Here is a 24487-nt window from a genome sequence, read left to right on the forward strand (position 1 = left end):
TGGGGGACCGACACCGCCAGTGTGGACAGCGGAATAAGCGTAGGCTCTTCGTTCTTCGTGCGGTCACCCGATAGTTCCCATGTTCCGGCTTCAAGGTTGAGTTCAGACCAACGCATCGCGGCAACTTCCGTACGCCTCTGTCCGGTCAGCATGAGCAGCTTGACGATGGAGCCGAACGAATAGCCGATATCGCCCGGTTCGGGCTCACAGCCCGTCCATATAGCCGCCAGTTCGGCATCGTTCACCACTCGCTTGCGCTTGACGATCGGGGCCGGATTTTCCAATTCCTCGCGGGGAAACCGCGATGAGCCGTTGCGGCGGTTTGCGACACCAGTTGAAAATGCCCGCATATACCAGAAGGCCGTGTTAGCCGCTTGCGGGTGACCCCCGGCGACGATCTTATTGGTGATGTTAGCAATGTCGGTGTCGGTCACATGGTGGATAGAGCGACTCCCGAGGGCAGGCACAAGATACCGGTTCAGGCTGGCCTCGACCAGTTCCCCAGGAATCCCATTCTGCCTTGCCGGTCTTTGCAAAGCCCGCTCCCTTGCATTCGCGCCGATCGGCCGACCCCGTTCGAGAAAGGGCGTGATATGGTCGGCGGCATGCAGAATCCGGGTGGCGCGGCTGGTCCGGTTGGACGCGGTCTGATCGAGGAAGCCAGCCGGAATGCCGGCGGCTCGTGCGGGAAGGGCGTTCATGAGACGGTCCTGTCGGGCGAGCGGTTTGGGGGCACGATCACCATAGTTGATCAGCTTCCCGAGTGGGGCATTCTCGTAAATGTCGCTTGCGGACATATGTTTGCTCTTTGTCCAGAAACAGAAAGGCCCGATGGGACGGCCGGCCCAGGGCGGTGTTTTGAGGGTCGTTACTTGGCGGCCTGGAGGTGATCGCCGTCGCCGTCCTCGGTATCGTCAGCGCTGATCTGCGCCTGATCGGCAAGGAAGGCTGGCAGTTCCGATGGAGCTATGCTGGAATTTGGGTGACGAGGCTGATCAAGCGGCGCTCTGCGGCTTCGTTTCGATGACCTCGATTCCGTCCAGGAACCTGGCACCTGCGATGAGTTTCGGCAACTGATTTTGTCCTTTCAATCGTCGCCACGTCCTGGCCGCGGCCATGACCAGCTTGAAGACCATCAGCTGGGCGGTTGTCGAGGATAGCGAGCCCTTGGTACGCACCGTGCGGTGGCGAACGGTCGCAAAGACGCTTTCGATGGGATTGGACCTTCGCAGATGATCCCGGTGTTCGGCGGGGAAATCGTAAAACGCCAGGAACGCATTCTGATCCTTCGTCAGGCAGTCGACCGCCTTAGCATACGCCTCGGCTTCCATCTCGATCGCCTGCGCAAGCAATTTGCGCGCGCCGCTGCGAAGTACATCCGTCAGGTATCACCGATTTCGTCGGGCTGACGAAGGCGAACAATGTTGATAGTCTCGTTCATGGCGTATCGCTCTCCTTGAGAGGTACTGGCAGGCTTCATCACCCGCCTCGATACGCCGCTCTCCTCAAACCGTCATCACCCAGTTTCCGCCATAGCTCCCCCCTGATTGGTCCGCTTCACCTGTGCAACTGCACAGGCTGCCATAGCGGGGAGATTGGCCTCCAATGGCGAAAACTTGCCGCAGGAGACCCTCCGATGACCGTGCCTATGGCGCCGCCGCTACGACAACTTGCCGACAAGCAGCGTGCGATCCACTGCCGCGCTACTGCGCCTTCAAGGGACGTCTGGATCGCGACGCAGGAGCCGATGACCGTTAAGGAATCAATTCCCTTGGCGTGCTCAGGTCGCGCTGGCCGTCGCTGTGCCCGTTCGACGGTCTGGTGGCAATTTGGGCACATCTTGTGTCGTCGCCAGTGCCAATGCCGCACGCTTCAACAAAAAGGTGCCTTCGACGTCTGCTGCCTTCGCCGGTGCTTTGCGAAGTGGCATAATGTTTCGACGCACGCAGGCGCGGGCAGGGGGTGTCAGTCATGAATCTCCTGACTGGCGCGGATCAGGCCGATTGGCGGGATGAAAGATCATACGACTACACCGCTGGCCTGACGCTGCGGGAGTGGGCTTGGGAGTTCTTACGCCGCAACCCGGCGTTCCAGCGCGATCTGACCGCTGCGCGCCAGCATTGCAAGACTTGGTCTCTCCGACCCTTTCTCGATATGGTCGCGTCGGCCGGCGACCTGTCACGCTGGGGTGTTCTGTTTCGCGGAGTCTTGTGGCCGCGCTTCGGTCGTATTCTGGTGTCCGCTCTGGTGCGTCCATGTGCTGCCGCTCATTGCGGAACGGTTGCCTGCCTCGTCGCCGACACCGCCGTTCGAACTCTCGGCATTGCCCTGTCGTGCAACCGTCCTGCAGGCGCCCGACAAGAGCCAGCATGTTCTTCTTCGCAATGCGGACCACGCGCTGCAGCTCGCCGTCTCGGGCGCGAATATCCTCCACCCTGTTTGCCTGCATACGCAAGCCATCTGGCCCGCGGTGCTTTTAAAGCATCGACTGAGGGGACTGGAGTGCCTCAATGCTCTCAGTCTAGGGCAACATTTGCCCCCCCGCTTGTTTGCGCCGGAAAAGCGCGGCGTCCGTTTGTCCTTCGTTCTTCGTGCGCTCGACGGTTCGCTCGCCGGAGCACCACATCGCGAGCTCGCCGAAGTTCTCATCGGTCAACGGCGCGTCCATGCCGACTGGGCGGATCCTCGCGATCATCTGCGCGACCGCATCCGTCGGGCCGTCTCGCGTGGCCGCGCGCTCATGAATGGTGGCTACAGAGATTTCCTAATTTGAAATGCGACAGTCCGCGCTGTGCGTCAGTGGATGAACGTTCGCTCGCAGCTGACCCGTCACCAACAGTTCGCCCGCCGACAGATCTGCATGGCGCCTTGCGGGTACGCTCTGGTCAGGCGTCGGCCGACGCCACAATGACATCGGTGAAGTTGCCAAGGCGGTGGTTCATTAGGGCCGGCCTCGACCTAAACCCACATCAGTGGTCGGAAAGCGGCGTGCACCGCAATGTCGCCATAGCAGCCAAGATCCTTTGAGTCCGGACCTGCAGTCCTGTTGGACCGGCGGGTGCAACAATATGGAGGGATTTGAGACCTCACACTGTCCCCTGGACCGACAGCTCGGTCAGACATCGCACTCACCGCTTGATTATGGAAATGGTGTGCCTGTAGTACAGCGGGTAGCGCTTGCTGCGCACTGTCCTAAGAATAGCAATCATGACCCGTCTGGGGGTCTGCAACACGACGATCCAACCGCTTGGGCATTGTCGCATATCCCACAATGTAGAGTGCGCAACAGGGCAAAAGCTGATCCATCGGCGGTTTATCAATGCTTTTTGGCTTGGCACGGCACATGCAACGCAATCGGCAAAAGGCGCACGAACTGAGTGGCCCCATCGGCCCTAGGAGCGCTGACTTATGCCCTCCCAAGGCATGTCCGGCCCGGCAGCGAGCTCAGTCTCCTGCCGGGCATCCGTGTTTCAGGTCAACGGCGTTTGGAACTTCAAATTAGGTGGCGGCATTGACCGCAGGCCGCCCCCGGTGGGCGGCCGGTGGGCGGAGAGACAGTGCAGCAGGTTTCAAATCCCGCCCATGCAGAGATATTTCATTTCCAGATAGTCCTCGAGGCCATGGCGGGAACCCTCCCGCCCGATGCCGGATTGCTTCATGCCGCCAAACGGTGCCGCCTCCGAGGACATGCGTCCCGTGTTTATGCCAACCATGCCATATTCCAGAGCCTCTGCCACACGCCAGACCCGCTTCATGTTGGAGGCATAGAAGTATGCGGCGAGGCCGTAAATCGTGTCATTGGCCTCGCGCACGACCTGATCCGCATCGTTGAAGCGAATGATCGGCGCCAGCGGCCCGAATGTCTCCTCTTGCGCGACTGCCATGACGCTGGAAATCTCGGTGAGGACCGTGGGTTTGAAAAACGTGCCATTCTTGCCGATACGTTGGCCCCCGCATCGTATTGTGCCGCCTTTCGCAATGGCATCTGCGATGTGAGACTCTATCTTGGCCAGAGCATGCCTGTCGATGAGCGGTCCGATGTCCACTCCGGCATCGAATCCGTCGCCAACCGACAAGTGCCGGACTTTCTCCACGAATTTCTTGACGAACTCATCGTGAACGCTCGATTGGACGTAAATACGGTTCGCCGAAACGCAGGTCTGGCCGGCATTGCGAAACTTCGCCTGGATCGCACCGTCAACAGCAGCGTCGATGTCGGCATCATCGAAGATGATGAAAGGTGCGTTGCCGCCGAGCTCAAGGCTAACCTTCTTGATCTGGTCAGAGCACTGACGCATCAGCAGCCGCCCGACCTCGGTCGAACCGGTGAAGCTGATCTTGCGGATCTTGGAATTGGTGCAGAGTTCACGGCCGACGCGATCACCTTCGGACGCATAGATCAGGTTGACCACGCCATCGGGAAAGCCGGCCTGATGGGCAAGGGCGAACATTGCGCCAGCCACGAGCGGCGTCTGTTCAGCGGGCTTGAGCACGATCGTGCAGCCCGCAGCCAAGGCCGGCGAGATTTTGCGCGCCACCATGGAGGCCGGGAAATTCCATGGCGTGATCGTGCCAACAACGCCGATGGGCTGCTTGATCACTAGCATTCGGCGGTCTGTCGAGGGTGCCGAGATCGTCTCGCCATAGACGCGATTGGCCTCCTCGGCATACCATTGCAGATACGCCGCCGCATGCGATACCTCTGACATGGCTTCGGCAAGCGGCTTGCCCATTTCCGCAGTCAGAATCGCGGCGAGATCGCCTGCATGGTCGATGATCAGCTGATGCCATCGCCAAAGAACGTCGCTACGCTCTCGGGCAGTCAACGCGGCCCATCCCGACTGCGCAACATAGGCCTTGTCTACCGCAGCACGTGTCTCCTCCACGCCCATATCGGGAAGCTCTGCCAAAACTTCGCCGGTCGACGGATTGACGACCTCGAACGTCTTATTGCCAACCGGTCTGCCGAGTGCCGGCAGGCGGTCGATGGCTCCAAACAGGTGCGGGGATTTCAGACGGCGGATCATCGGCAGGCACAGGGGCAATACCGGATTCCTCCTCAACGCAGCGAACATCCAGGTCGACAGGCCGTCGGTGTGTATTCTGCACCAGCGGGTTCGTCCTAGGGCCTCGGCAAAGCAGCTGGTAGACCAAACATACGACAACAGTTCCGTTAGTTTGAGTGCCGCCTGGACCGCCAATGCCGCGCAAGGCCCGCGAAACGACTCCGCGGGTCTGCATGATCTGCTTGGCCCACCGGCCTCCATATTCGCTCTTCCCACGAGAAGCCCCAAGGAAGAAGGAAGGCGAGATGAGTTTCTTTACTCATCCTTGCCGCCCAGCGGCGGGCCGACCACCAAAATGGCGGGCTCGGCCGAAAGCAGCTTCTTGGCCGCCGCCTTGACCTGTTTGAGCGTCACCCGACCGATGCTGCGGGCGCGACGCTGGTTGTAGTCGACGTCGGCCTTGTGAATCTGCAAATCCAGGAGCCGGTCTGCAATCGAGCTGGTCGAGCCCAGACGGTCAATGGCATAGGTGCCGATCAGGTGCTTCTTCGCCGCCTTGAGCTCGGCCCCGGTCGGTCCTTGCTGCGCCATCTGCTTTACCACATCTCGCACGATGCTCAGCGTTTGGGCGGCGCAGTCCGAGCGTGTCTCTGTCGTAACCAGAAGCTTGTCAAGGGTCAGTTCAGAGCTGACGTGATAGGCAAGGCCGCGTTTTTCGCGCACCTCCTCGAAAAGGCGGGAAGTCATGCCCGAGCCGCCGAGGATGTCATTCATCAGCACGGTGGCGAAGTGATCCGGCGCGCTACGCTTCACGCCAGGCCAGGCCAATCGCAGCGAAGTCTGCGGCAGGTCGCAGTTCTCCTCCACCAGTTGGCCGAGCTTCGGTACGACATCGGCGACGGGGGCGAGGGTTTGTTGCTCAGGCAAGTCACCAAACAGCTGGTCGAGCCTTTCCCTCAGCGTGTTTGCATCAATGTCACCGACCACGGCAATATGGAGCCCGTCGCGAGCGAAAATCGCCTTGTGGAAGGCGAGGAGGTCGGACGGCGTGATGCCGGCCAGGCTCTCTTTTGTGCCTTCTCCCGGCCTCGAAAAAGGATGCGTGCCATAGATCGCGCGCAGCCATTTGCGCTGAGCGATTGCGTCAGGGTCGCGCTCGCTGCCGACGATGTCGGAGACAATCTCGGCGCGGACGCGATCGATCGGCCCCTGGTCGAAGCGCGGCGCGTTGAGTGCGAGCCGAAGCAGGCCGAACGCGGCGTCCTGCTGTTTGGGAAGCATGCACACCGATCCGCAGATGTAGTGTCTTTGCGCCTCCAAACCCATCTCGGCGCCGGCATCGTCGAGCTTCATCTGGAAGGCATCGCTGTCGTAATTACCGGCGCCTTCGATGAACAGGCCGGCCATCAGATTGGCCATCCCCTCCTTCCCGACCGGGTCCTGCGTGATGCCGCCGTTGAAGGCAAAGCCGATGTTGACGATTTCCACTGTGTGGTCCTCCACCAGCCAGGCGATCATGCCCTTTTCGGACTTCACCTCCTGGATGTTCATCGCAGCATGGGGCTGAGCGCCGAGCGTCATCTCTTCATTCTCCGTCTTGGGCAAGAGATAGCCCGTGGTCGAACGGTCGAACGCGAGATAGCGGGCGGCAACTGCTTTGATTTGCGCGGCGGTAACCCTGCGGATGCGAGACGGCCGTTCCTCGACATCTTTCACGGTGCCGCCGGTGGCCAGCGTCGAGCCGTATATGCAGGCGAGGTCGTCCTGGTCGTCTTCGGCAAAGATCATATCGCGCACAAAGCGCTCCTTGGCCTTGCCCAGTTCCTCGCTGCTGACACCATCCTTGGCAATGCGAGCGACTTCGGCAGCGGCCGCCGCTTCGAGATCGGCCAGCTTGGCATCGCCGCGCGGCGCGCCATAGATGGCGAACCTGGTGTCGTCGAGCATGGTGCCCTGGAAATAGGCGCAGGCGCTGGAAGCGATACCTTGCTGGACAGCGAGCGCCTGGTAGAGCCGGCTGCGGTTACCGCCGCCGAGGATTTCGGACAGCAGGTCGAGCGCTTCGGCCTCGCCCGGCTTGGCGGTATGGTAAGACGGCACCACCCACTGCGTCGAAAAACTGGGCACGCTGACGCGGGCGTCGGAGAGCGTGACGGTGCGCCTGGTGTTCTGCTCGGGCTCAACCGGCCGGATGCGCGGCGGCAGGTCGGGCCCGCGCGCCACCTTGCCATAGGTCTTCTCGGCCAGCACCTTCACCGTCTCCGGCTCGACATCGCCGGCCACGATCAGCACGGAGTTGTTGGGCCAGTAGTATTTTTCATAGAAGGCGGTGGCGTCGACGCGGTTCAGCTGCTCGATCTCCTGCATCCAGCCGATGATCGGGATGCGATAGGGCTGGTTCTGCCACAGCGTCGCGTCGATCTCCTCATGGAGCACGTCCTGCGGGTTGGTGTCGGTGCTTGAGCGGCGCTCCTCGATGACCACGTCGCGCTCGGTCTTGACGACATCGTCGGTGAGGATGAGGTTTCGCATTCGGTCGGCCTCGAAGCTCATCATCAGCTCGAGCGCCGACGGCGCCACTGTCTGATAGAAGGCGGTGTAGTCGGAGGAGGTGAAGGCATTTTGCGAGCCGCCGATCTCGAACACTGCGCGGTCGAATTCGCCGGCCGCATGGTTGGTCGTCGCCTTGAACATCAGATGCTCGAAAAAAATGGGCAATGCCGGATTTGCCCGGCGGCTCGTCGGCGCTGCCGATCTTGTACCACACCATGTGGCTGACGATCGGCGCCCGGTGGTTGGGAATGACGACCACCTCCATGCCGTTGTCGAGCACGAAATCCGTCGCCTTGCCGTCCTCCCATGCGACGGGGACCGGAGCCGTCCTCGCGCCGCCCAACTCGGTCGCAACGGACGTCCTGCGAAGCCCGTGAGTGCGGGGCTTGCTTGGTAGTTCTGATAGGGAGAGTGGGATTATGGGCTGGGTTCCTGGCAAAGTGATTTGTTCCTCATTTTGAAGGCTCTATGTCTCCCGACGCCTATTGGGAGAAAGTGGATCGGCACGCGACGCCGAGCCAGATGAGCCGTCAGCGTGTTGCCGGGCCTGACGCGGGCCTCATCTTTGGATGCGTCCGGGGAACGTTCGGCAGTATTTTGGTGGGGCCATGGGAAGTCTGCTCGTTATCCATTGGGTGTTTGCGGATACCTGAGCATGCGCCGTGCCAAGTAAGAAAGCCCCGATTTGCAAGGTTTGATCCAACCTTGATACTTGCGATATCCGACATTGTCGGGCATCCGACAGAAAGCGCCTTTCGCCGGCGCGCCGGCTACGGCGCTCGCCTCCTCCGGCGTGACGACGATCCTTTGGCGGGCGCCGCGCACACCGATCTGCCCGCCTATCAGCACCGCGACATCGAAGGACAACGCGATCGTGACTGATGGGTCTTACGCAAACATGCAGCAGTGCCACCGCCATCAGGACTTCATCCGCCCCTCAAAGCCCCGAGCGCGAGGGGACGACGTGTAAGGCAACATGTCATCCTCGACAATGATGCCGCGCATAAAGAGGTAAGGTCCCTCGTCGTACCGGCGAGCCCCTTCGCTGGGTTCGCCGAGGGTCTGGTTTGCGAACGTCGACCGACAGCATCACGCATGGGCGGCCGGATCGATAGACAAGCATTGACCGTGCCACCAGCGCATTGAGGGCAGCGCAGAGTCCAATTGGCCTGTGCCAGCCGGTATGCTGGAGCTTCAAGTGTGGCCAGCCAAGCGGGCTGGGATATCCTGGACCGTCCAGATTGCAACGCACGACGCCTGGTCATCGCCCGAACGTTCATTGACGCTCAGCGAAGCTTGCGTCATCCGGACGATCTGGGAAAAGCTTGGCCGGGCCGGCGCCTTCCCAGGCGCACGGGACGCGCGACGACCCATGTGGACCTTGGATTTCACTCCGCACCTACGCTGCTTTGGCCTTGTCAGCAGCCTGGGCGGCATAGCTGAGTCCCGCCCTTGCTCAATCTGCCAAACCATCTCGCTCACAAGCGATCGGGTGGTTTGTGCCGTCTGAACGCGCATTGTCAACTTGCCGACAGTCTGGGGTTCCGAACCCGACAGTTGATTCAAACCGACAATGGCCCGCCTCAGAAGCAGGCAACCGCGCTTCGTAGCAGGCCGAAGCTAATCGAGGTTCGCGGGTCTCGGTTTGAGTGTGCAGTGTCGCTGCGCGCCTGATCTTTCGGTCTGATGACAAAAACATCGTCATTTTGGCCGACGATATCGGTCAGGAGCGGGTATTGCGGTCGAGCAGCGACCCAAGCACGTCCACAAGATGTGCCGAGTTTGCAGGGTTGGGTCATTGTTTCTGTCGACGTTTGAGCGACAGCGCACGACGAAACGTCTGGCATACGCCTCGTCTGGCACGCGCCTCGCATGTGTGGCAGGTGCTGCTGGAGATCAGGCGGTCGAGTGGGCCTTGCAATTTTCCGATTTTGCTGCGCCTAAAGTCTCGTGTACAAATCAGGCTGGCGTGAATGGCCTGCCTAAGTTGCGACTTGTTACAAAGGAATGGATATATGGCGACTGGAACGGTGAAGTGGTTCAACAGCACCAAGGGTTTTGGTTTTATTCAGCCCGACAACGGCGGTCAGGATGTCTTTGTCCACATTTCCGCTGTTGAACGAGCGGGCCTGTCGACCCTTAATGAGGGCCAGAAGATAAACTACGAGGTCGAACAGGATCGCCGCACCGGCAAGTCCTCTGCAGGCAGCCTCAGCAAGGCTGGCTAACGCGTGCGGCAAGGATGCGGCATACTCCGAACGCATTGACCGGCTCGAAACCCGGCCGGAGCATGCAACCAGGTAATGCCGCGGCAGCGATTGCTGGAGCCGTCGCGAATTCCTCTGGAATGAGGCTCTTGGACGGGAAAGGCGGGGCTCGTCCCCGCCTTTTGATTCCGCGCAGATTGGGCCTACGGCTGCCGCGCGTCCCGAACGACTGTTGATACGGATTTAGGCTGCGACCTTTTTGCGGGTCCGTTTCGCCGGCGCCGGCACCGGGGCTTCCGGCTCTTTCGGTTTGCGGCCGAGTCCGATGGTCTTGGCCAAGGCGGAGCGCGTAGCGGCGTAATTCGGCGCCACCATCGGATAATCCGACGGCAGACCCCATTTGGCGCGATATTCGTCCGGGGTCAGACCATAGTGCGTCGACAGATGGCGCTTTAGCGATTTGAATTTCTTGCCGTCTTCAAGGCTAATGATGTAGTCCGGTTCGATCGACTTTTTGATCGGGACAGCAGGTTTTTTCACAGGCACAGGCTCTTCTGCCGGTATTAGTCCGGCCGTGCCTTTTAGAGCCCCGTGCACTTGGGCGATCAGGGCAGGAAGCTCCCCCGCCGGGACGGGGTTGTTGGAGACGTAGGCTGATACAACCTCGGCAGTGAGCTCGATGAGGATGTCGGTGTTGTGGGCTTCTTCTGTCATAAACTTCTCCGGGCAGCTTGAAACACAGTCGGGCGAAGTGTCGCTACATAGTGGCGGTTGACGCTGAAAGCAAATGGATCGACGGGTGCGCTGCTCCCCACCATTGAAGTCTCGGGGAAGTATCCCGTCATCGTCCATCGGCCTAGAGGCAGCGTATTGCATTATGGGAGCGGTCGCGCCTGCCCCAAGTTAGAGGCAGGCATTCGCGCGTGAATTAATCAAATCCATCCTGAGCGTATCTCGCGTGGCAACCACGAAGGCGCTCTGGCAACGAAGCGAGGCGGATGGCCTTGCGGGTGGCCGAGAGATGTCATCCGGCTCTCCTGCCGACCTCTGCCGGCCAGATCTGGAGCAACAGCTTTGCGCAGATATGGCTCTCTTCAGAGGCCATCTATGATGGGAGCCGAGCGCGTCTCGAGCCGGGGAATAGGCTGCACATGCGCTGTGCCCACCTATTGCGATCGTGCTAACCTTGGCTGTTCGGACTTGCCGTTAAGGCAAGCGACAGATTGAAGTTATGCTGCACCATCTGATTCCCTGGCTCGGTTTCGAGAGCTCGCCGATACAGGGCCTGTGCCGCGTCATGCCGCCCCTCAATGTCCAAGATCACGCCCTTCGCATTCAATGCACGTACGTTTGCTGGGGCTGCAACCAAGACGCTGTCGAGCACCTCAACCGCTTCGTGCGGGCGCTTCTGGGCCACCAAGGCTTTTGTAAGCCGTATCGCCGCATCAACATTGTCCGGGTGCTGCTTCACCTCATCCCGCAAAGCCCGCTCTTGAACATCCTGACCAACTTCGCGCAAAATGCGTTCGCGCATAGCCGGATCGATTTGATCGGCGCTGAGCAACTCTGGGGAAGATGTCTCCTGCACGGAAAGAGCGGGCTTTTGCCAGCTGGCGCAACCGCCCAAAGGCAGAATGGCGAGTACGGCAAAAAGAAGTGAGCTCCGGCGCAGAAACATAGGCGATGGAGAAACTGTATTTCTAACAAATTTCATATTATCTCTCGGTTATCAGGGAGGCGGGTCGCGTTCAGTTAGGAAAGGTGGAACTACTCTAACAATCCGCTGTTCGATCCGTGCGGGAGTTTGACGGATCCTGCCGGGCGAATTGTAAAGTCGGAGGCGAGGTCTTGATAAGACAGCACGGCGAGATCGATCCCGTTTCGCGTCAGAAAGCCGCGGACGAAACGTCGGACATCCATTGACGTCAACAGAATAGGGCGGGTTTGACCCGGTTCTGTGTTCGAAAGGACCTGACGTATCTGTGATAGCATCGCTTCGCTTTGCCGATCCTCCAGTGCGAGATAGGGGCCTGCATCCGAATCTCGAACCGCGCCACGCATCACATCCTCGCTCTCGCGTTCGACGACCAGGGCGGACACGATGCCCTCGGTGTTGGCATAGCGGTGGCAGATCTGTCGCTTCAAACCAGAACGGACATATTCCGTCAGCAGGGCAACGTTTTGCTCACGCTCGCTCCATTCGGCCAATGCCTCCAACACGAGACGGGTGTGGCGGATTGGGATACCTTCCTCCAGGAGGCGGCGCAGAACATCGGCAATCCGAGGAATCGGCGTCGTGCGCAGCACCTCTTTCACAAGATCAGAATATTCCTGCTCCATTCGGCCCAGGAAATGTCGGGTCTCTTGGATGCCCACCAATCGCGGTGCGTAGCGGGTCAACGTTGCATGGACGCGCAAGGCGAGGAGTTCGCCGGGAGCCCAATGCTCCGTGCCGGCGCCCGTAAGGGCCTGTGCAGGGGTATGTTCGACCGGGAGTCTGTCCGTTTTCGGCTCACGCCTAAGGGGGATACCGCTCGAGTCGACGTGCGCTACATCGGCTCGGAGCGTCATCTGGCTTGGATCTATCGCGTCCTGTTCGACTGGCACGCCCTCGACATCTATCCGGAATTGCGATGTAGGCAGCTGCTCGTCAACCAAGACAGGGATGCGGGGAACGATAATGCCCAGATCGGCTGTGACCAGGAGCGAAACGCGCCCAATATGTTTTTGCAATTCGGCTTGATCGATCGCCTGCATAAGATTTGGCGCTAAAAAAAATGCGATCGGGAATTCCTTCGCAGGCGCGGCTTGCTTAGGCTCCGCTGCAGTTCCATCTTTCGCATCGGCAGTGCCGGCGCCCAGCACATCAGCCTTGACAATGCTTACCGCAGCGAACACTGCGGCCAGCATCAGAAAGACGGGGAGGGGAAACCCAGGAACGAACCCCATCACGACCAGGACGCCGGCCGCCAGCCGCAAGGCTCGAGTACTGGCCGTGAGCTGACTGACCATTTCGGTACCGAGGTTGATCCTCGCCGTCCCAGTCACACGGGTGACGATGGTCGCCGCAGTAATGGAGAGCAGAAGGGCCGGAATCTGCGATATCAATGCATCGCCTATCGTCAGCAGAGTATAGTGATGCAGCACCTCGCCGAAGGACATGCCCTTGGAGAGCAGACCGATCGAAATTCCACCCAGCATGTTGATGCAGATAACCACCAGCCCGGCGATGGAATCGCCCTTCACAAATTTCATCGCGCCGTCCATCGCGCCATATAGTTGGCTTTCCTTCTCCAATTCGGCGCGCCGCCGGCGGGATTCGTTGGCATCGATGTGGCCGTTGCGTAGCTCTGCGTCGACCGCCATTTGCTTGCCCGGCAGAGCATCCAGCGTGAAACGCGCCGCCACTTCTGCCACCCGTTCGGCACCCTTCGCGAGGACCATGAATTGCACCATGGTGACGACCAGAAATATGACGAAACCCACCACGATATTGCCTGAGATGACGAAATCGCCAAAGGTATGAATAATGCTGCCGGCCTCCCCCTCGGCCAGGATCAGTCGCGTCGTTGCGACCGTCAGCGCGAGACGGAATACAGTGGAAATCAAAATAACGCCGGGCAAAGAGGAAAAATCAAGTGGAGTACTGACATACAGGGCAACCATCATCAGCAGTATGGCCAACCCCATATTGAATCCTATCAGTGCGTCGACCACCACGACCGGGATAGGCATGACCATCATCGCGACAGCCAGAAGCAGCATCAACGCAACCATTAAATCCGGGCTGGCCGGCGCACGCTTGATGAAGTCACGCAGGACGTTGGCCATCGAGACACCTTTGCAATCGGTTGAGACTTACTCTGCTGTTACGCCCTGAAACGTAGCTTTCGAACTCCGAAGGCGCCTCGGCCTTGGCCAGCGCGTGACCCTGCATGAGAGCCACAAACAGGCGCGAAATGGCTGGGCAGCAAATGTTTCCACGCAGCCAGCTTGTCAGCACCGAGCGCCACAGGATGTTTGGCTGGCCATAGAGTGCTGCTTGATGGGGCCTGCGAGCTTTCAATATGGGAGAGCAGCAATGCGGCCATTCCTGCTCAGCAGCACACGGCTGTCCTCAATACGATCGACTACCCATCCATCAGCTAAAATGGCCCCGACAAAATACTTCTCGCTGTCGATGACAAGATACGGTTGGGCCCCATGCCACACAGCTTCGACCGCGATTGCGGATGGCGCCTTCTCCTCTTTGATGAGCACTCCGTTCACCAGTGTTAGAGTACCCTTGGTGCGACGATCGAACGATTGCTGAAGCTTCTGCCAGCTGATGACCGATTCAGACGTGACGGTGCCCTCGGCGGTCACAACACCCTTTGCGGAGCCAATCTTGACGTCGAGAAGACCCGCTCGATCGACTTCCTCCTGCAGCTCTTTGGCCGCTGCCCCCGTAAGTTCATTGTCAGCGCGGTGACTGATCGTTCTGGACGCGACTTCAGCCCGAAGTGAATTGGGGCTCGATCCACTTGCATTGCCAAGATAGGAGAACATGCCCGAAAGCGCGCCGATCCCGAGTGAGCTGATTATGACCATGGCGAGCACACCGATCGGTAGGCGCGGTATGCCGGTCGAACCAGGCGGCTCTGCATCCTGCACGGACCAAGCAATGGACATCTCGCCTACGAGCAGGACGGCAGGAAGGGGCACAACAACGGACTGGCCTGCGGCGATATTCCGGTTGCCCTCGATACTGAGTCCGGGTGCAAGCGCCTCGAGTTCGATCGACTTGCCAAGAAGAGTTACACGAAGATGATGCGGTGCCAGTCCTTGCTCGACAAAGACCAAATCGGCATCGAAGCCGCTGCCGATTAAACACGTTTGAAGATCCGTCTTGCCGGTCAGTCCGCAATAGAGCCCCGAAAGCACTTCGAAACGGAGGGAAACGGCGTCATCCACAGAGCATCTCTCAAACAGGATAGAAGCCGCACGGCAATTGCCATGCGGCTCATTTCGGGACTACGTCGCGTCAATAAGGAGACGCGCTAGGGGCAGTCTAAAAGCCGCTTCCGACATTACGAAACGCGTTCGTCGGCGGCCTTCTTGATGGTCTGGAGATTGGTCGTTAGAGTGCGCAACTGGACACTCCTTTTCGTCGCCTCCAAGCTAACATTGGTTAGTTCTTGCACTTGCGCCTGAAAAGCAGTAGCATCAGCTCCGCTTGTATTGCCGGGAGTGCCACTGTTAGTTTTATCGGTATTGCCGGCGCTACTGGTATTGGTATTGCCTGATTTCTTATTATTATCAACTGCAGCCATGGTCATTCCTTTTTCTGTTGGAGTTGTGCCGTCAATAACGGCCTGTATGACCTCACGCCGGATTTTCCCGCGTCAGGCATCTTCTGTGTCATCCAAAGCTTCATCGGCCTCAGCCATCGCATCGTTCGCGAATTGGAACGCGAACGATCGCAGGATACTTTGGAAGGCTTCACTTTGTGCTGCAGACTGTGAGTTGTCTTGAAGTTGATCATTTGAAACGGTCCGGTTATCCGCCCGATCGTTCCCGCCAGCTGGCTTGCCATCATTCCCACCAGCTGGCTTGCCATCATTGCCACCAGCCGGCTTGCCATCACCAGAATGCTCGGATTTCGAATCCCCATGGCCCTTTCGGATCAAGGAAGTCCCGAGGTTGCCAACTCCACTCCCAATTGCTGCTATCATCAGGTACTCCGGCATTTGCCATTGGCGGCGACGTGTTAAAGGTTAACCTCGATCAAGCTAAGGGCGGGAGCTTTCGAGAACCTGACGGCTTTTGACAAAAACCGGCCAGCGCAAAAACGTATGCTCTGCAGGATGTTGCTCTCGCATCGAAAAGTCGACCACGATCTCGGCTGTTCGGCCAATCCCGCCGTCCACGCATGCCGCGACCGAATGGCAGCCGCAGCAGCTCGTTTGCATCCTCGATGCTGTGGTGTCGAACAGGAGACACGGTCCACGTGCTGCATGACCGCAATGACCGTATTCTTGCTGGCTCCACGGGCGCACGCAACGAGCAGGAACTCGGTCTTTGCATCACCATTCTCTCGCCTGCACATCACGGCCCGGCGCGGTGAGCTCATTGGCTTCGAGAAGGTCGGCGACCGTACGAACATGGGATGGTCTGCCGGCTTTGGGAGGCCGGTGCGGATCCTCTTCTCACCATATCGAAAGCTTGAAGCGGTCGGATTTTCTTGCCCTGTTCGTGAGAACTCCCATCGTCAGCTAATCGTCAGCCAAGCGGTCTATCTAGGCCGGCCGTGCCTGACCTTCGGATCCAAAGGTCCCGTCTCGACACTTTTTGTAACTATAGATCGAAATGGTTTCCCGCGCGATACGCAACGCACACGCTTCTCTGAAGCAAATGTGTGACTTTGTCGGTGGCGAACGAGAGGAGTGACGCCTCAATAAAATCGTCAGGCACGTGTCTAGGAAGGGGAGCTAGCCGAGTTGGTCTGATTTCATTCGCTGTTCCTGGAAATCGGCGGACTGAAGCGCTGATAATCTCAGGACATCGATGGCAACGTTGCGAAAGTCCTGTGAGCTCGGGCCAATCTTGGCCTGCTACTGAGAAGCACTTTGGCGGGAACATTACGCCGTCGCGGGTCTGGCTGACCGTGACGTTAACCGAAAGATGCCGCTGGTCTCGTCAGCCGCCAGCACAATAGCAGCACATTCTCGCCTACTACGGAGACGCAATATGAAGGGCATTGGCCGACCACGGAAATCGCAGGCTGAAACTGGAGCCAGCCGCGCGGGGCGGGCGAGCAGTTCCCTTTCGCAATCAAGTCTTGCTGCGGGAGAAGGTGGACAGTCATTCGATTCCGTTGTGGAGCAGATGCGCTCTGGGGACGCCGATAGGAGGCCCTCCTCCCTTCCAGTTGCGCGCGGTCCAGGCGATGCCCGCGAAAGTCTGCCAGGCGCCTCGATTGGCGAAGATCAAATCCTGAACGCACCGCCACGTGGAGCCGCTGCGCCACCACGCGGAACCGTAGCGCCACGTGGCGCAGCCGCAAGGCGGCGCGGTTCTCCCTCCATGTCTGAGGGCGAAGCCATGGCGCCGGTCGGTAGCCAACTATCAACCGCGCAGGTGGAAGGCACCAGCTCATCGTCAAATGAAGATATCAGTCCGACACAGCTCAGAATGAACAGTCTTGTTCAACAACTGACTGATTGCGAGGCTGCGGCCAGGAAAACCGACGTCCCCGAGGAGGCGGTGGAGCTGATCAGTCGGGTCGTCGATGCAGCCTCAGCAATTCTGGAGTACCGCGCTAGCCTGCCTGCGGCTGAGGCGCAGACAATTATGCCAGACGACAAGGTGCGTAGATGTTGCCAGATCGTGTGCGACGCCGCGAATGAAGTAGACAAACTTGGCCTGTCGACGATCACGAAATTGGACAAAAAGACCAAGAAAGCGGCAGGTATGGTCGATAAACTCTACTCCTACTCCCAGGCGGACCGGCAGGAGCTGTTGATTTTAAATGTGGAGAACCACCATACGGCGGCAATTAAGTGGTGGGAAAAAAAGGCATGGCGCTCCGAACGGCAGCGATCCGCCTGCGCTGCCACCGCTAGCCTATCCAGTGGAACGCCCGTGATGCGGGAAGCCGAGCGGTGCGCACTGCGGCTGCGTGCCGGCTCGGTACTGAGTGTCAGGATCTGGCTGGTCCGTGAGCGGATCGGTCTTGCGCGGGCCAAGATTGAACTGCGGGCGAGCAGGTTCGAGCCAGATTTGAAGGAACTCCTCGTCGGTCGAAATGGAGTGGTGCAGCTGATGGCAAGCGCCGTTCAAGAAGCTCTTCGCGCCCTCTCTTTGGCGAAGGGCATAATGGATGATGGCAAAGCACTCAACGCTCATGATTGCGCGGTTGTAGAAAAAATCATGGAGCGGCTTTCGGATTTTGGATTGGCGTTGCACGAGGTGCATACCAAGCTAAGCCATACCTACCCAGATGCCGGCCTCCCATTGAAACTGTTCGAACGGATCGTGGACGATGCATGGATCACTGCGCACGATGCCATGCACTTGTTGAACCTGCAGTCTCCGCCGTCAGCCATCATGGCGCCACAGGCCCAGGCGGGCGCTGCGATGCCGGCCAGGGCAGGCGCTGCGATACCGGCTGACACTGCTGGTACGGCTGCAGTGTCAGAAGGCACTACAGCGCGAAGGAAAGGGAAGTCAAAGCATAAGTCGGCAGCTCGCGCCGGGACTTCTGCCGCCGGGCAGCCATCAACACCAGTCGCTGCGAACGCCGGCACAGTGCCAGCAGCCAAGGTTCTCGCGCGCTCGGATCAAGTTGCGAGTACACAGGTGAGAGCGCAAGAGGTGGCTGCGAGTTCGTCGGGGGCAGGCTCGACAATCGGGGGCGCCGCGTTGTCAATGGAGGTATTGACGGAGCGGCTCAAACGATTGGACGAACTTTTGCAGTTCGATCTGGCCGGTCAGCAAAGCGTCGTCTCCCAAGTGCGCCAGATGAAGCCTGAGGAGGCCGGTAAGGTCGTGGACGATGTGGCCCAGTACCTGCGAGCCCAGGCCATTGAGATGCAAACCTGTCTCGCCGGGTTGCAGGGGCGTAATGTACGCCTGCTACTCACCTCCACCCAGCTACCCAAAGTGCACGAACGCACAGACCAGCTCAAAGGGTTGCTGAACATGGTGCTGGGACAGGCCAACGCATTGAATGAAGGAAAAGCCGGCATTACGACTGATTGCATGAAGACCTACGCATTTCCGGCGCAAAAATACCTGGAACATTTGTGCAATGCCGACGAATTGATGCCGCCGGAGGCACCGGTCGCGCTGCGTGGCGAGCCAGGAAAGCTGTTTGAGATGAAGCTGCAGCCCAAGATGCTGGTCAATGGTGCGATGCCGAGCCCGATGTGGGTGCACATCCACACGAGTCGCCCCGTCATGGCCAGAAACTTGGAAGGGCTGGCTGATTCCGAATTCACCGCTTGCCACGTTAAATCCAACGAACAGCGCGGCTACAATCGAGAGCGAGAGGAAGCCGATGCTAGGTCCGGTCGCGAGAAGGTCATAATTCATCGCGGCAAACTCACCCCCGCTTTCTGTAAGTCCTTGTTGACCTCGGGGCTTGGCCGCCAACCACGCCATTCGCGTGCCGAGCTCCCGTCGGCGCAGGCTGCATGACAGGGCACGTACTTTGGGGTCTAGGGCAGAATGCGGCCGGCCACGCTGTGAGTCAGCGAGCATTTCTCCTGGCCAAACCGCGAATGCCGCTGCGCGAGTCGCGGTCCGGCGATTGGAGTCGATCGGCTACCGTCAGGGCCGATTTGCGATGTCGCGTTACCTGCTGTTGACGTGGCGGCGTATCTTGCCTCCCATCCAACTTATCGCCGAGATCGCGCCGCCAAGATCGAGGCGGAAGGTCTTCCTGCGAGCGCGGAGCAGGCATAGCCGATCCGATCGGGATCGGCGCATCGCAACGACCCAACGGTGTGGTGGAGAAAATTGGATTCGGGAGAGCTCGTATCCAAGAGGCGGAGTTCCGGCCCGAATACAATCCGCTCGCAAGCACCCACGATGCGCATCCGCAGTTTATTGTCTGGGAGATGGGCTGGATCGCTCGGCGGCGCTGGCGCTAAGGCGGGGCTGTCGCCGGACAATTAGCATTCACTGCCAACAGCCTTGCAACCGTCACCAGTTGCAAGGCTCGGCGGCGGGTCGACAAATCACATGAAATCGTCGTCAGACCCGCTATCGCTGCTGTCGCTGTCCTCGGTTTTGTGGAGATAGAGTGGAGGTTTGCCTGCACGCTGCCACTCACCGGCACTGTTCTTCGTCCATTTGTCGGGATGCTGCGTAGGGTCAAGCACCAGGTCGCCATGATCCACTTCAACAAACCCCATCGTCTGCGCGCGCGCTTGTGCTTCCGGATTAGCCGCACGCCAATTCAGCAACGGTCGGTCGCCGTCTATCCGAAGTTGATGCTCCAGCAGAATATCGCCCGCATTTTCGACGAGCGGATGGGCGACTTGAAGATCCACTATGGAAGTGACCTCAGTTCGACCAGGAAATTGTTCCCGCCAACTTTCCGATTCGAACTCGTTCATGCTGAATCCGCCTTCCATTCTCAGCAGTCCGGCACTCCGGTCTCCCAATTGGTAACTGAAATATCGCGCGTGCTCCGTATCTCGACGGATGCCATATTGCTGAGCAACGTCCGCGGTGCGCCTGGCTCGTGACGATACGAACTCCGAATACTCTTGAGGATTGTCGGCGATGTGCGTGATTTCATCACCATGAAATTGCCTCACCTGTCTCCTGAAGGAAGTCCTGTTGATCTCCACCACAGGAGGTCGGGAATTGAGGGAGTATGCTTGGGGAGCCGCCGATGATGAGGCGCCGCTACCTTCCGATCCGGATAAGTGCATTCGGGCAAATGTGTCCGCGAACCCTTCGCTTCCTGCATCCGATTGCTCGCCGGCATTATGCGCGCGGTAACTATCGGATGAGCCACCAATTCGACCATACATGACGATTCGTACTCCTATGTTTCGCAACCGAGCTCAAGTTAGCACGGCTGTTCAACATAGGTCGCTTAGTTGACGACTAGCTGACGAGGGCATTCCAACGGCTGCACGAATCAAATCCGCACTGCCGGCCTCAAAACCTCGGACTGCGCCACGCACCGGCCAGCAGAGGCTGAAAGGTCATGCCCGGAGGACTTGCCGTAGTTGCTGGGTGGCAGATCCGAGGGGAGTGATTGCCCCAGGCCCGCGGTTGCGCGGTTGGCCTGACAGAGACACTTGGGCACGGATGGCCAGCCGACATTTGCCACTAGCATGGAACCAGGTCAGTTTTGAACTGGGCAGTCGTGGACTTCCAATGACTAGGCCAAGCCTGCGGCAAAGAATGCTTTCGCGACAGGCTGGAAATATTGCATAGGAACCGCGTGGCCGAGTTTTGTAGTGCTTATCAGCTGACGCGCTAAGACATGGTCATGGACGATCGTCAGGCGTAGTGCCCGCGCCTCACTCAACACATGTGAAACGCGCTCACCTTCGGCACGGCAAACTAAGAACGGCACCCCGGTTTCACCGCGAACGTAACGCAGACCGATCAGGACCGCCCTTCCTGTTAAGACCAGCGTGGCGCGATGCACGCCAAGCGCAGGCTCGTCGGCCGCCTCCTCGCGGATGCGACGCTGTTCACCTTTCAACTCTGGCGCTCCTTGCTGATCCTTCGACTCGCGCGTCACTTCGGTATTGGTCATGCGCATTTCGCGCAGATACAACGCGCGCTGGAGCAGGAGATCGATCAGTCCGCCGACCAGCAGTGCGCCGGCGCCAATTCCCATCAGCAATTTTGTCTCCATAAAGATGAGGCCAACACAGCCCATGCCGCAGATCGGCAGAGGGACCATTGTCTTCCACATCCCGAGAAGGACAATGGAAAAGGTTGCGCTGAGAACCAATACCTTGAACATGGTCTTGCAGACTTCGACCATGGAACGAGCAGACCCCAAGCGCTTCAGCCCTTCAAAGGGGTCAATTTTCTTAAAGCTGAGCTTCATCGGCTCCAGAGAGAAGACAAATCCACCATTGGCTAGCAGGCTGGCCAAAATCACCGCGGCGACGAGGGTTCCAAGCAGCGGGCCAACAGCCGCGACGGTGAGTTGGACGAGCACAACCAATGCCTGCGGCACCGCGGTATCGAAAGGTAGGCTCTGCAACTTGGTGGCTAATAGGAGCGCTTCCCGGCATTTGTCCTCGATCACGCTGCCTCTTAGCCAAAGGTAGCCGAGCCCAGCGCAAGTCCCGACCGCGCGGACGAAATCGGAGCTACGTGGCAGCTGTCCTTTTTTGCGCGCTTCACTTAACTTCTTCGGGCTGGCGGCGTGTGTCTTCTCTTCACTTGTGTCGCTCATGGCAGCAATTTGTCGAACCACTCCAGCGCGCCGTTGGCTTGTGTGACCTCCAGTTTCATGCTCTCCACCAGATAGGCAGCGTAGGTGACCATGAGAACTGGAAAGACAATGTTCTTGATTGCCGGAGACAGTTGGCTCGCCTTAAATTGCGGGGCAAAGCGACGCAGCAGCATCATCGATATATCAATCAGTATCAGGAAGAACACGACAGGCCCCGATACCAATAATGCCGTGCGCATTATGCGGTCGAGAAGCCCCAACAACTCCATTGCTCCTGGCCCGCTCAGTGTCGGGTGAAACTGATACACCGGCCAGATCAAGTAGCTGCGGTACAGGACACTGATCAAAGTTTCCAGGCCTCCTGATCCGACGAATATGGCAATCGCAGTGATCCCCAGAAAAACGCCCATCGCGGAAGCCTGACTGTTCGTCGCGGGATCGGCCGAAGCGGTCGGGCTGCTGATGCCGCGTTGGTTGTCGATAAGCTCCCCGGCAGCCTGAAGGCCCCAAAGCGGAATGCCAAGAAAAGTGCCAAGGAGTACACCGACAAAAACTTCCTTGAATCCGAGCAGGGTTAGCTGGATCAGGCGTGTATCAGAATCCAGCGCCGGCAATCCGCCGCTGACGTGTGCCAGGCATGGTAGTGCGAAGCCAACAGCCAAACAGCCCCGGATCAGCCCACTGATCTGCGAGCGTGTGAATACGGGAAAGATCAGCATGATGCCCATCGCGCGGGCTGCCCCAAGACCTGCCGCAACGACGAGTTCGAGAGCCGTCTGGATCAGAATTTGAATATCGGCCGATGGCGCGTCCATGGGGCGGACTAGTAGCTAAGTGTCATTGCGGGAAACTCGGTGAAGATCTGATCGGCTAGCTCTATGAGCGGGGCGCTTAGCACAGGAGCAAACAGCCCAATCACCGCGACAACGACCAGAAGCTTCACGGTGAGCGGCAAGCTTTCATCCTGGATCTGCGTCGCCGCCTGGAGGATGCCGATGACGAGGCCGACAACCACTGATGCAATGAGCGGCGGTAGAATCCAGATCATGAAAACCACCAGTGATTGGCTCATAAGAGTAATGATGCTGGATTCAGTGATGATCAGCCTCCCGGTAACGTATAACTCAGCACAAGCCCATGCATCAATTTTGACCAACCATCAATGGCAACAAACAAAAAGATCTTGAACGGGACAGATATAACAGTTGGTGAGACCATCGACATACCCATTGCCATCAAGATAGTTGTCACTATCAGATCTATAACAATAAAAGGCAGATAAAGTAGAAATCCTATCTCAAATCCGCGCTTCAATTCTGATAGCAAGAAAGACGGTACAAGTATTGCAAAGTCATCAGGCGTGGCTGCAGCGTGCATTTCCTCTGGCCAGACCTTTTCTGTCGAAGATAGGAAAAATCGCCGCTGCTCTTCATTTGTGAATTTCTTGAGATGCTCGCGCAAGGGCTCACTTCCGGCTTTAGCGGCGCTTACCCAGTCGTCGAATGTCTGATAGTGGAGCTTGGGATCCGACATGCGGTCATAGGTCTGCTCAGCAACGGGCGCACTAACGAACATAGTGAGGATCATCGCCGCGGCGTACAGCACCACATTGGGTGGTATGGTCTGGGTCCCGAGCGCATTGCGGACGAGGAAAAGAACAATTGATACCTTTACAAAGGCCGTTGTCGTGGCAACTGCTAAAACCAGCAGACCGAGTCCGGCGGTAACCGCAAGAAGCGCCAGGATTGTCGGCTGAGCTTCACTCATTGCATGCAAACCCGCCACGGAGCCTGATGCCCAGCTCTTCTCCGATGCGGACAATGTCGCCACGCCCGATACGCTGACCATTGGCCACTATGTCGACCGGGCCGTCGATCGGCCATCCAAGTTCAAAAATATGCCCTTCGCCGGCACTTCTTAATTCCCCAAGAGAAATAGGCCAGCGGCCGCATTCAAAGACAAGCACGATCTCGACATCGTCGAGATCCTTAGTAAGCTCCAGTTGCGATCCGGGTTGTGTCATATGCGCATTCTCCAAAGGACACGGTCGCGGGCGGAAAGGCCCCCGCAAGATTAATTCATCGCCGTCAAGATCCGCCCCGGCGCACAACTGGCCGACAGCTAGGGTGATCTGGCCGCGGCCGAACGGCGCAATATCGGGCAACAATGCATCACCGACACATGCGCTTCGAAGAAGCGCCGCAGGAAGGCGAAGCGTGCCGACCTCTCCTGCAACAATGAGCGGGAGCTCTGGAGGCAGCCCGCCCAGCTGCCGCGGCAACTGGGCAAGCAGTTCGCCTAGCGCGCGAAACGCAGGCGGTACTAAGCCGTCAAGAGGCGTGAACAGGAATAGACGGCCCTTGCCCTTGACCGCGCCGAAAATGATGTCGAGTTCAAGATGAGGAGCCAGCATCGTGGCTTCGCATACGCGCACGAGTTGCACGTTCAGACGCGTCGTCTCCTCCAGTCGAGTGACAAGCGGCTCAAGAGCGAGTTCGAGAATAAGCGAAGCAGTTGGCTCGGAAGGGAAGGCCAAGCCGTTCTGCACTGTCGTGATGAACTCCTCTACGAGCGGGCGCGACAGCGACAAGATGACCGTTTCGGCTCCCACTCTCCAGACGCAGTCAAGCATCGGAATGGCAGCAGGTTCCTGCTGCCAGACAAGCCCTGCCGTTCGCACCGATAGCGGCACCTCGTTGATCCGGCTTTGAAACGGCGTGCGGGGCGCTGCTGTATCATTGAGCCACGAGACAACCGTGCGGGACAGTTTCAGAACTGGTTCGAACATGGCGGGTGTGACC

Annotated in this window: 19 protein-coding genes and 1 pseudogene; 3 read left to right on the forward strand and 17 right to left on the reverse strand. The window is 58.7% G+C overall.

Features of this window, described 5'->3' with window-relative positions:
• On the reverse strand, positions 1–701 hold a 701-nt coding region (locus EN859_RS18695; protein ID WP_189502087.1), incomplete at its 3' end, for a site-specific integrase.
• 294 nt (positions 702–995) lie between these two features.
• The gene (locus EN859_RS18700; RefSeq protein WP_281015618.1) at positions 996–1385 is read right to left on the reverse strand and encodes a transposase; all 390 of its coding nucleotides are present in this window, start codon (positions 1383–1385) and stop codon (positions 996–998) included.
• Positions 1386–2257: 872 nt separating this feature from the next.
• Between EN859_RS18700 and EN859_RS18705 the strand changes: the two genes are divergently transcribed.
• A complete protein-coding gene (locus tag EN859_RS18705; protein ID WP_236370644.1) occupies positions 2258–2773 on the forward strand; it encodes a DUF2285 domain-containing protein in 516 nt (171 codons plus the stop codon).
• A 796-nt stretch (positions 2774–3569) separates the two neighbouring features.
• On the opposite strand, the gene EN859_RS18710 is transcribed toward EN859_RS18705, so the two are convergent.
• The 3 genes and pseudogenes from EN859_RS18710 to EN859_RS18720 all read right to left on the reverse strand — a co-directional run.
• Entirely contained in the window at positions 3570–5045 is a 1476-nt protein-coding gene (locus EN859_RS18710; protein WP_091595859.1) for an NAD-dependent succinate-semialdehyde dehydrogenase, read from the reverse strand.
• Positions 5046–5321: 276 nt separating this feature from the next.
• Positions 5322–6587, reverse strand: coding sequence for a pitrilysin family protein (locus EN859_RS18715; RefSeq protein ID WP_292202060.1), 1266 nt, complete (start codon positions 6585–6587; stop codon positions 5322–5324).
• Between the two features lie 9 nt (positions 6588–6596).
• A pseudogene (locus EN859_RS18720) lies at positions 6597–7902 on the reverse strand (pitrilysin family protein); the annotation flags it as partial.
• A 1672-nt stretch (positions 7903–9574) separates the two neighbouring features.
• Here EN859_RS18720 and EN859_RS18725 point away from each other — a divergent pair.
• Positions 9575–9787: a cold-shock protein gene (locus EN859_RS18725; protein WP_008874821.1), complete on the forward strand. Its 213-nt coding sequence runs from the start codon at positions 9575–9577 to the stop codon at positions 9785–9787.
• A gap of 222 nt (positions 9788–10009) precedes the next feature.
• On the opposite strand, the gene EN859_RS18730 is transcribed toward EN859_RS18725, so the two are convergent.
• The 6 genes from EN859_RS18730 to EN859_RS38145 form a co-directional block, all read right to left on the reverse strand.
• Positions 10010–10480: a MucR family transcriptional regulator gene (locus tag EN859_RS18730; protein WP_091595855.1), complete on the reverse strand. Its 471-nt coding sequence runs from the start codon at positions 10478–10480 to the stop codon at positions 10010–10012.
• A 466-nt stretch (positions 10481–10946) separates the two neighbouring features.
• Entirely contained in the window at positions 10947–11480 is a 534-nt protein-coding gene (locus tag EN859_RS18735; RefSeq protein ID WP_101918715.1) for a tetratricopeptide repeat protein, read from the reverse strand.
• 53 nt (positions 11481–11533) lie between these two features.
• A complete protein-coding gene (gene sctV / locus EN859_RS18740; RefSeq protein WP_029354834.1) occupies positions 11534–13597 on the reverse strand; it encodes a type III secretion system export apparatus subunit SctV in 2064 nt (687 codons plus the stop codon).
• Between the two features lie 231 nt (positions 13598–13828).
• Positions 13829–14719 carry an EscD/YscD/HrpQ family type III secretion system periplasmic domain-containing protein gene (locus EN859_RS18745; protein WP_029354836.1) on the reverse strand — a complete coding sequence of 297 codons (891 nt, stop codon included), beginning with the start codon at positions 14717–14719 and terminating at the stop codon, positions 13829–13831.
• A 116-nt stretch (positions 14720–14835) separates the two neighbouring features.
• Positions 14836–15078, reverse strand: coding sequence for a nodulation protein NopA (locus tag EN859_RS39305; RefSeq protein ID WP_224570034.1), 243 nt, complete (start codon positions 15076–15078; stop codon positions 14836–14838).
• A gap of 72 nt (positions 15079–15150) precedes the next feature.
• Positions 15151–15480 (reverse strand): hypothetical protein, encoded by a 330-nt coding sequence (locus EN859_RS38145; RefSeq protein ID WP_091595908.1) that lies wholly within the window; start codon positions 15478–15480, stop codon positions 15151–15153.
• Between the two features lie 1351 nt (positions 15481–16831).
• On the opposite strand from EN859_RS38145, the gene EN859_RS18760 reads away from it, so the two are divergent.
• Entirely contained in the window at positions 16832–18946 is a 2115-nt protein-coding gene (locus tag EN859_RS18760; RefSeq protein ID WP_029354840.1) for a hypothetical protein, read from the forward strand.
• 542 nt (positions 18947–19488) lie between these two features.
• Here EN859_RS18760 and EN859_RS18765 read toward each other — a convergent pair.
• The 6 genes from EN859_RS18765 to sctQ form a co-directional block, all read right to left on the reverse strand.
• Positions 19489–20292: a hypothetical protein gene (locus EN859_RS18765; protein WP_024505378.1), complete on the reverse strand. Its 804-nt coding sequence runs from the start codon at positions 20290–20292 to the stop codon at positions 19489–19491.
• A gap of 356 nt (positions 20293–20648) precedes the next feature.
• Positions 20649–21686 carry an EscU/YscU/HrcU family type III secretion system export apparatus switch protein gene (locus EN859_RS18770; protein ID WP_029354843.1) on the reverse strand — a complete coding sequence of 346 codons (1038 nt, stop codon included), beginning with the start codon at positions 21684–21686 and terminating at the stop codon, positions 20649–20651.
• A complete protein-coding gene (gene sctT, locus EN859_RS18775) occupies positions 21683–22501 on the reverse strand; it encodes a type III secretion system export apparatus subunit SctT (protein ID WP_091595845.1) in 819 nt (272 codons plus the stop codon). The genes EN859_RS18770 and sctT overlap by 4 nt, the downstream gene beginning before the upstream one ends.
• Positions 22502–22509: 8 nt before the next feature.
• A complete protein-coding gene (locus tag EN859_RS18780) occupies positions 22510–22758 on the reverse strand; it encodes an EscS/YscS/HrcS family type III secretion system export apparatus protein (RefSeq protein ID WP_081714428.1) in 249 nt (82 codons plus the stop codon).
• Between the two features lie 29 nt (positions 22759–22787).
• Complete coding sequence (sctR, locus tag EN859_RS18785) at positions 22788–23453, reverse strand: type III secretion system export apparatus subunit SctR (RefSeq protein WP_029354851.1); 666 nt, start codon at positions 23451–23453, stop codon at positions 22788–22790.
• Entirely contained in the window at positions 23446–24474 is a 1029-nt protein-coding gene (gene sctQ / locus EN859_RS18790; protein WP_187331393.1) for a type III secretion system cytoplasmic ring protein SctQ, read from the reverse strand. Before sctQ ends, sctR begins: the two co-directional genes overlap by 8 nt.
• Positions 24475–24487 lie beyond the last annotated feature (13 nt).

It is taken from the genome of Mesorhizobium sp. M00.F.Ca.ET.216.01.1.1, from assembly GCF_004010325.2.
In the GTDB taxonomy this organism is placed as follows: Bacteria; Pseudomonadota; Alphaproteobacteria; order Rhizobiales; family Rhizobiaceae; genus Mesorhizobium.

Coding starts and splice junctions, on each gene's coding strand:
- EN859_RS18780 (WP_081714428.1), bottom strand. CDS start 22,758: ATGAGCCAATCACTGGTGGTTTTCATGATCTGGATTCTACCGCCGCTC.
- EN859_RS18725 (WP_008874821.1), top strand. CDS start 9,575: ATGGCGACTGGAACGGTGAAGTGGTTCAACAGCACCAAGGGTTTTGGT.
- sctV (WP_029354834.1), bottom strand. CDS start 13,597: ATGGCCAACGTCCTGCGTGACTTCATCAAGCGTGCGCCGGCCAGCCCG.
- sctR (WP_029354851.1), bottom strand. CDS start 23,453: ATGAGTGAAGCTCAGCCGACAATCCTGGCGCTTCTTGCGGTTACCGCC.
- sctQ (WP_187331393.1), bottom strand. CDS start 24,474: ATGTTCGAACCAGTTCTGAAACTGTCCCGCACGGTTGTCTCGTGGCTC.
- EN859_RS18760 (WP_029354840.1), top strand. CDS start 16,832: ATGTCTGAGGGCGAAGCCATGGCGCCGGTCGGTAGCCAACTATCAACC.
- EN859_RS18765 (WP_024505378.1), bottom strand. CDS start 20,292: ATGTATGGTCGAATTGGTGGCTCATCCGATAGTTACCGCGCGCATAAT.
- EN859_RS18715 (WP_292202060.1), bottom strand. CDS start 6,587: ATGACGCTCGGCGCTCAGCCCCATGCTGCGATGAACATCCAGGAGGTG.
- sctT (WP_091595845.1), bottom strand. CDS start 22,501: ATGGACGCGCCATCGGCCGATATTCAAATTCTGATCCAGACGGCTCTC.
- EN859_RS18770 (WP_029354843.1), bottom strand. CDS start 21,686: ATGAGCGACACAAGTGAAGAGAAGACACACGCCGCCAGCCCGAAGAAG.
- EN859_RS39305 (WP_224570034.1), bottom strand. CDS start 15,078: ATGGCTGCAGTTGATAATAATAAGAAATCAGGCAATACCAATACCAGT.
- EN859_RS18730 (WP_091595855.1), bottom strand. CDS start 10,480: ATGACAGAAGAAGCCCACAACACCGACATCCTCATCGAGCTCACTGCC.
- EN859_RS38145 (WP_091595908.1), bottom strand. CDS start 15,480: ATGATAGCAGCAATTGGGAGTGGAGTTGGCAACCTCGGGACTTCCTTG.
- EN859_RS18735 (WP_101918715.1), bottom strand. CDS start 11,480: ATGAAATTTGTTAGAAATACAGTTTCTCCATCGCCTATGTTTCTGCGC.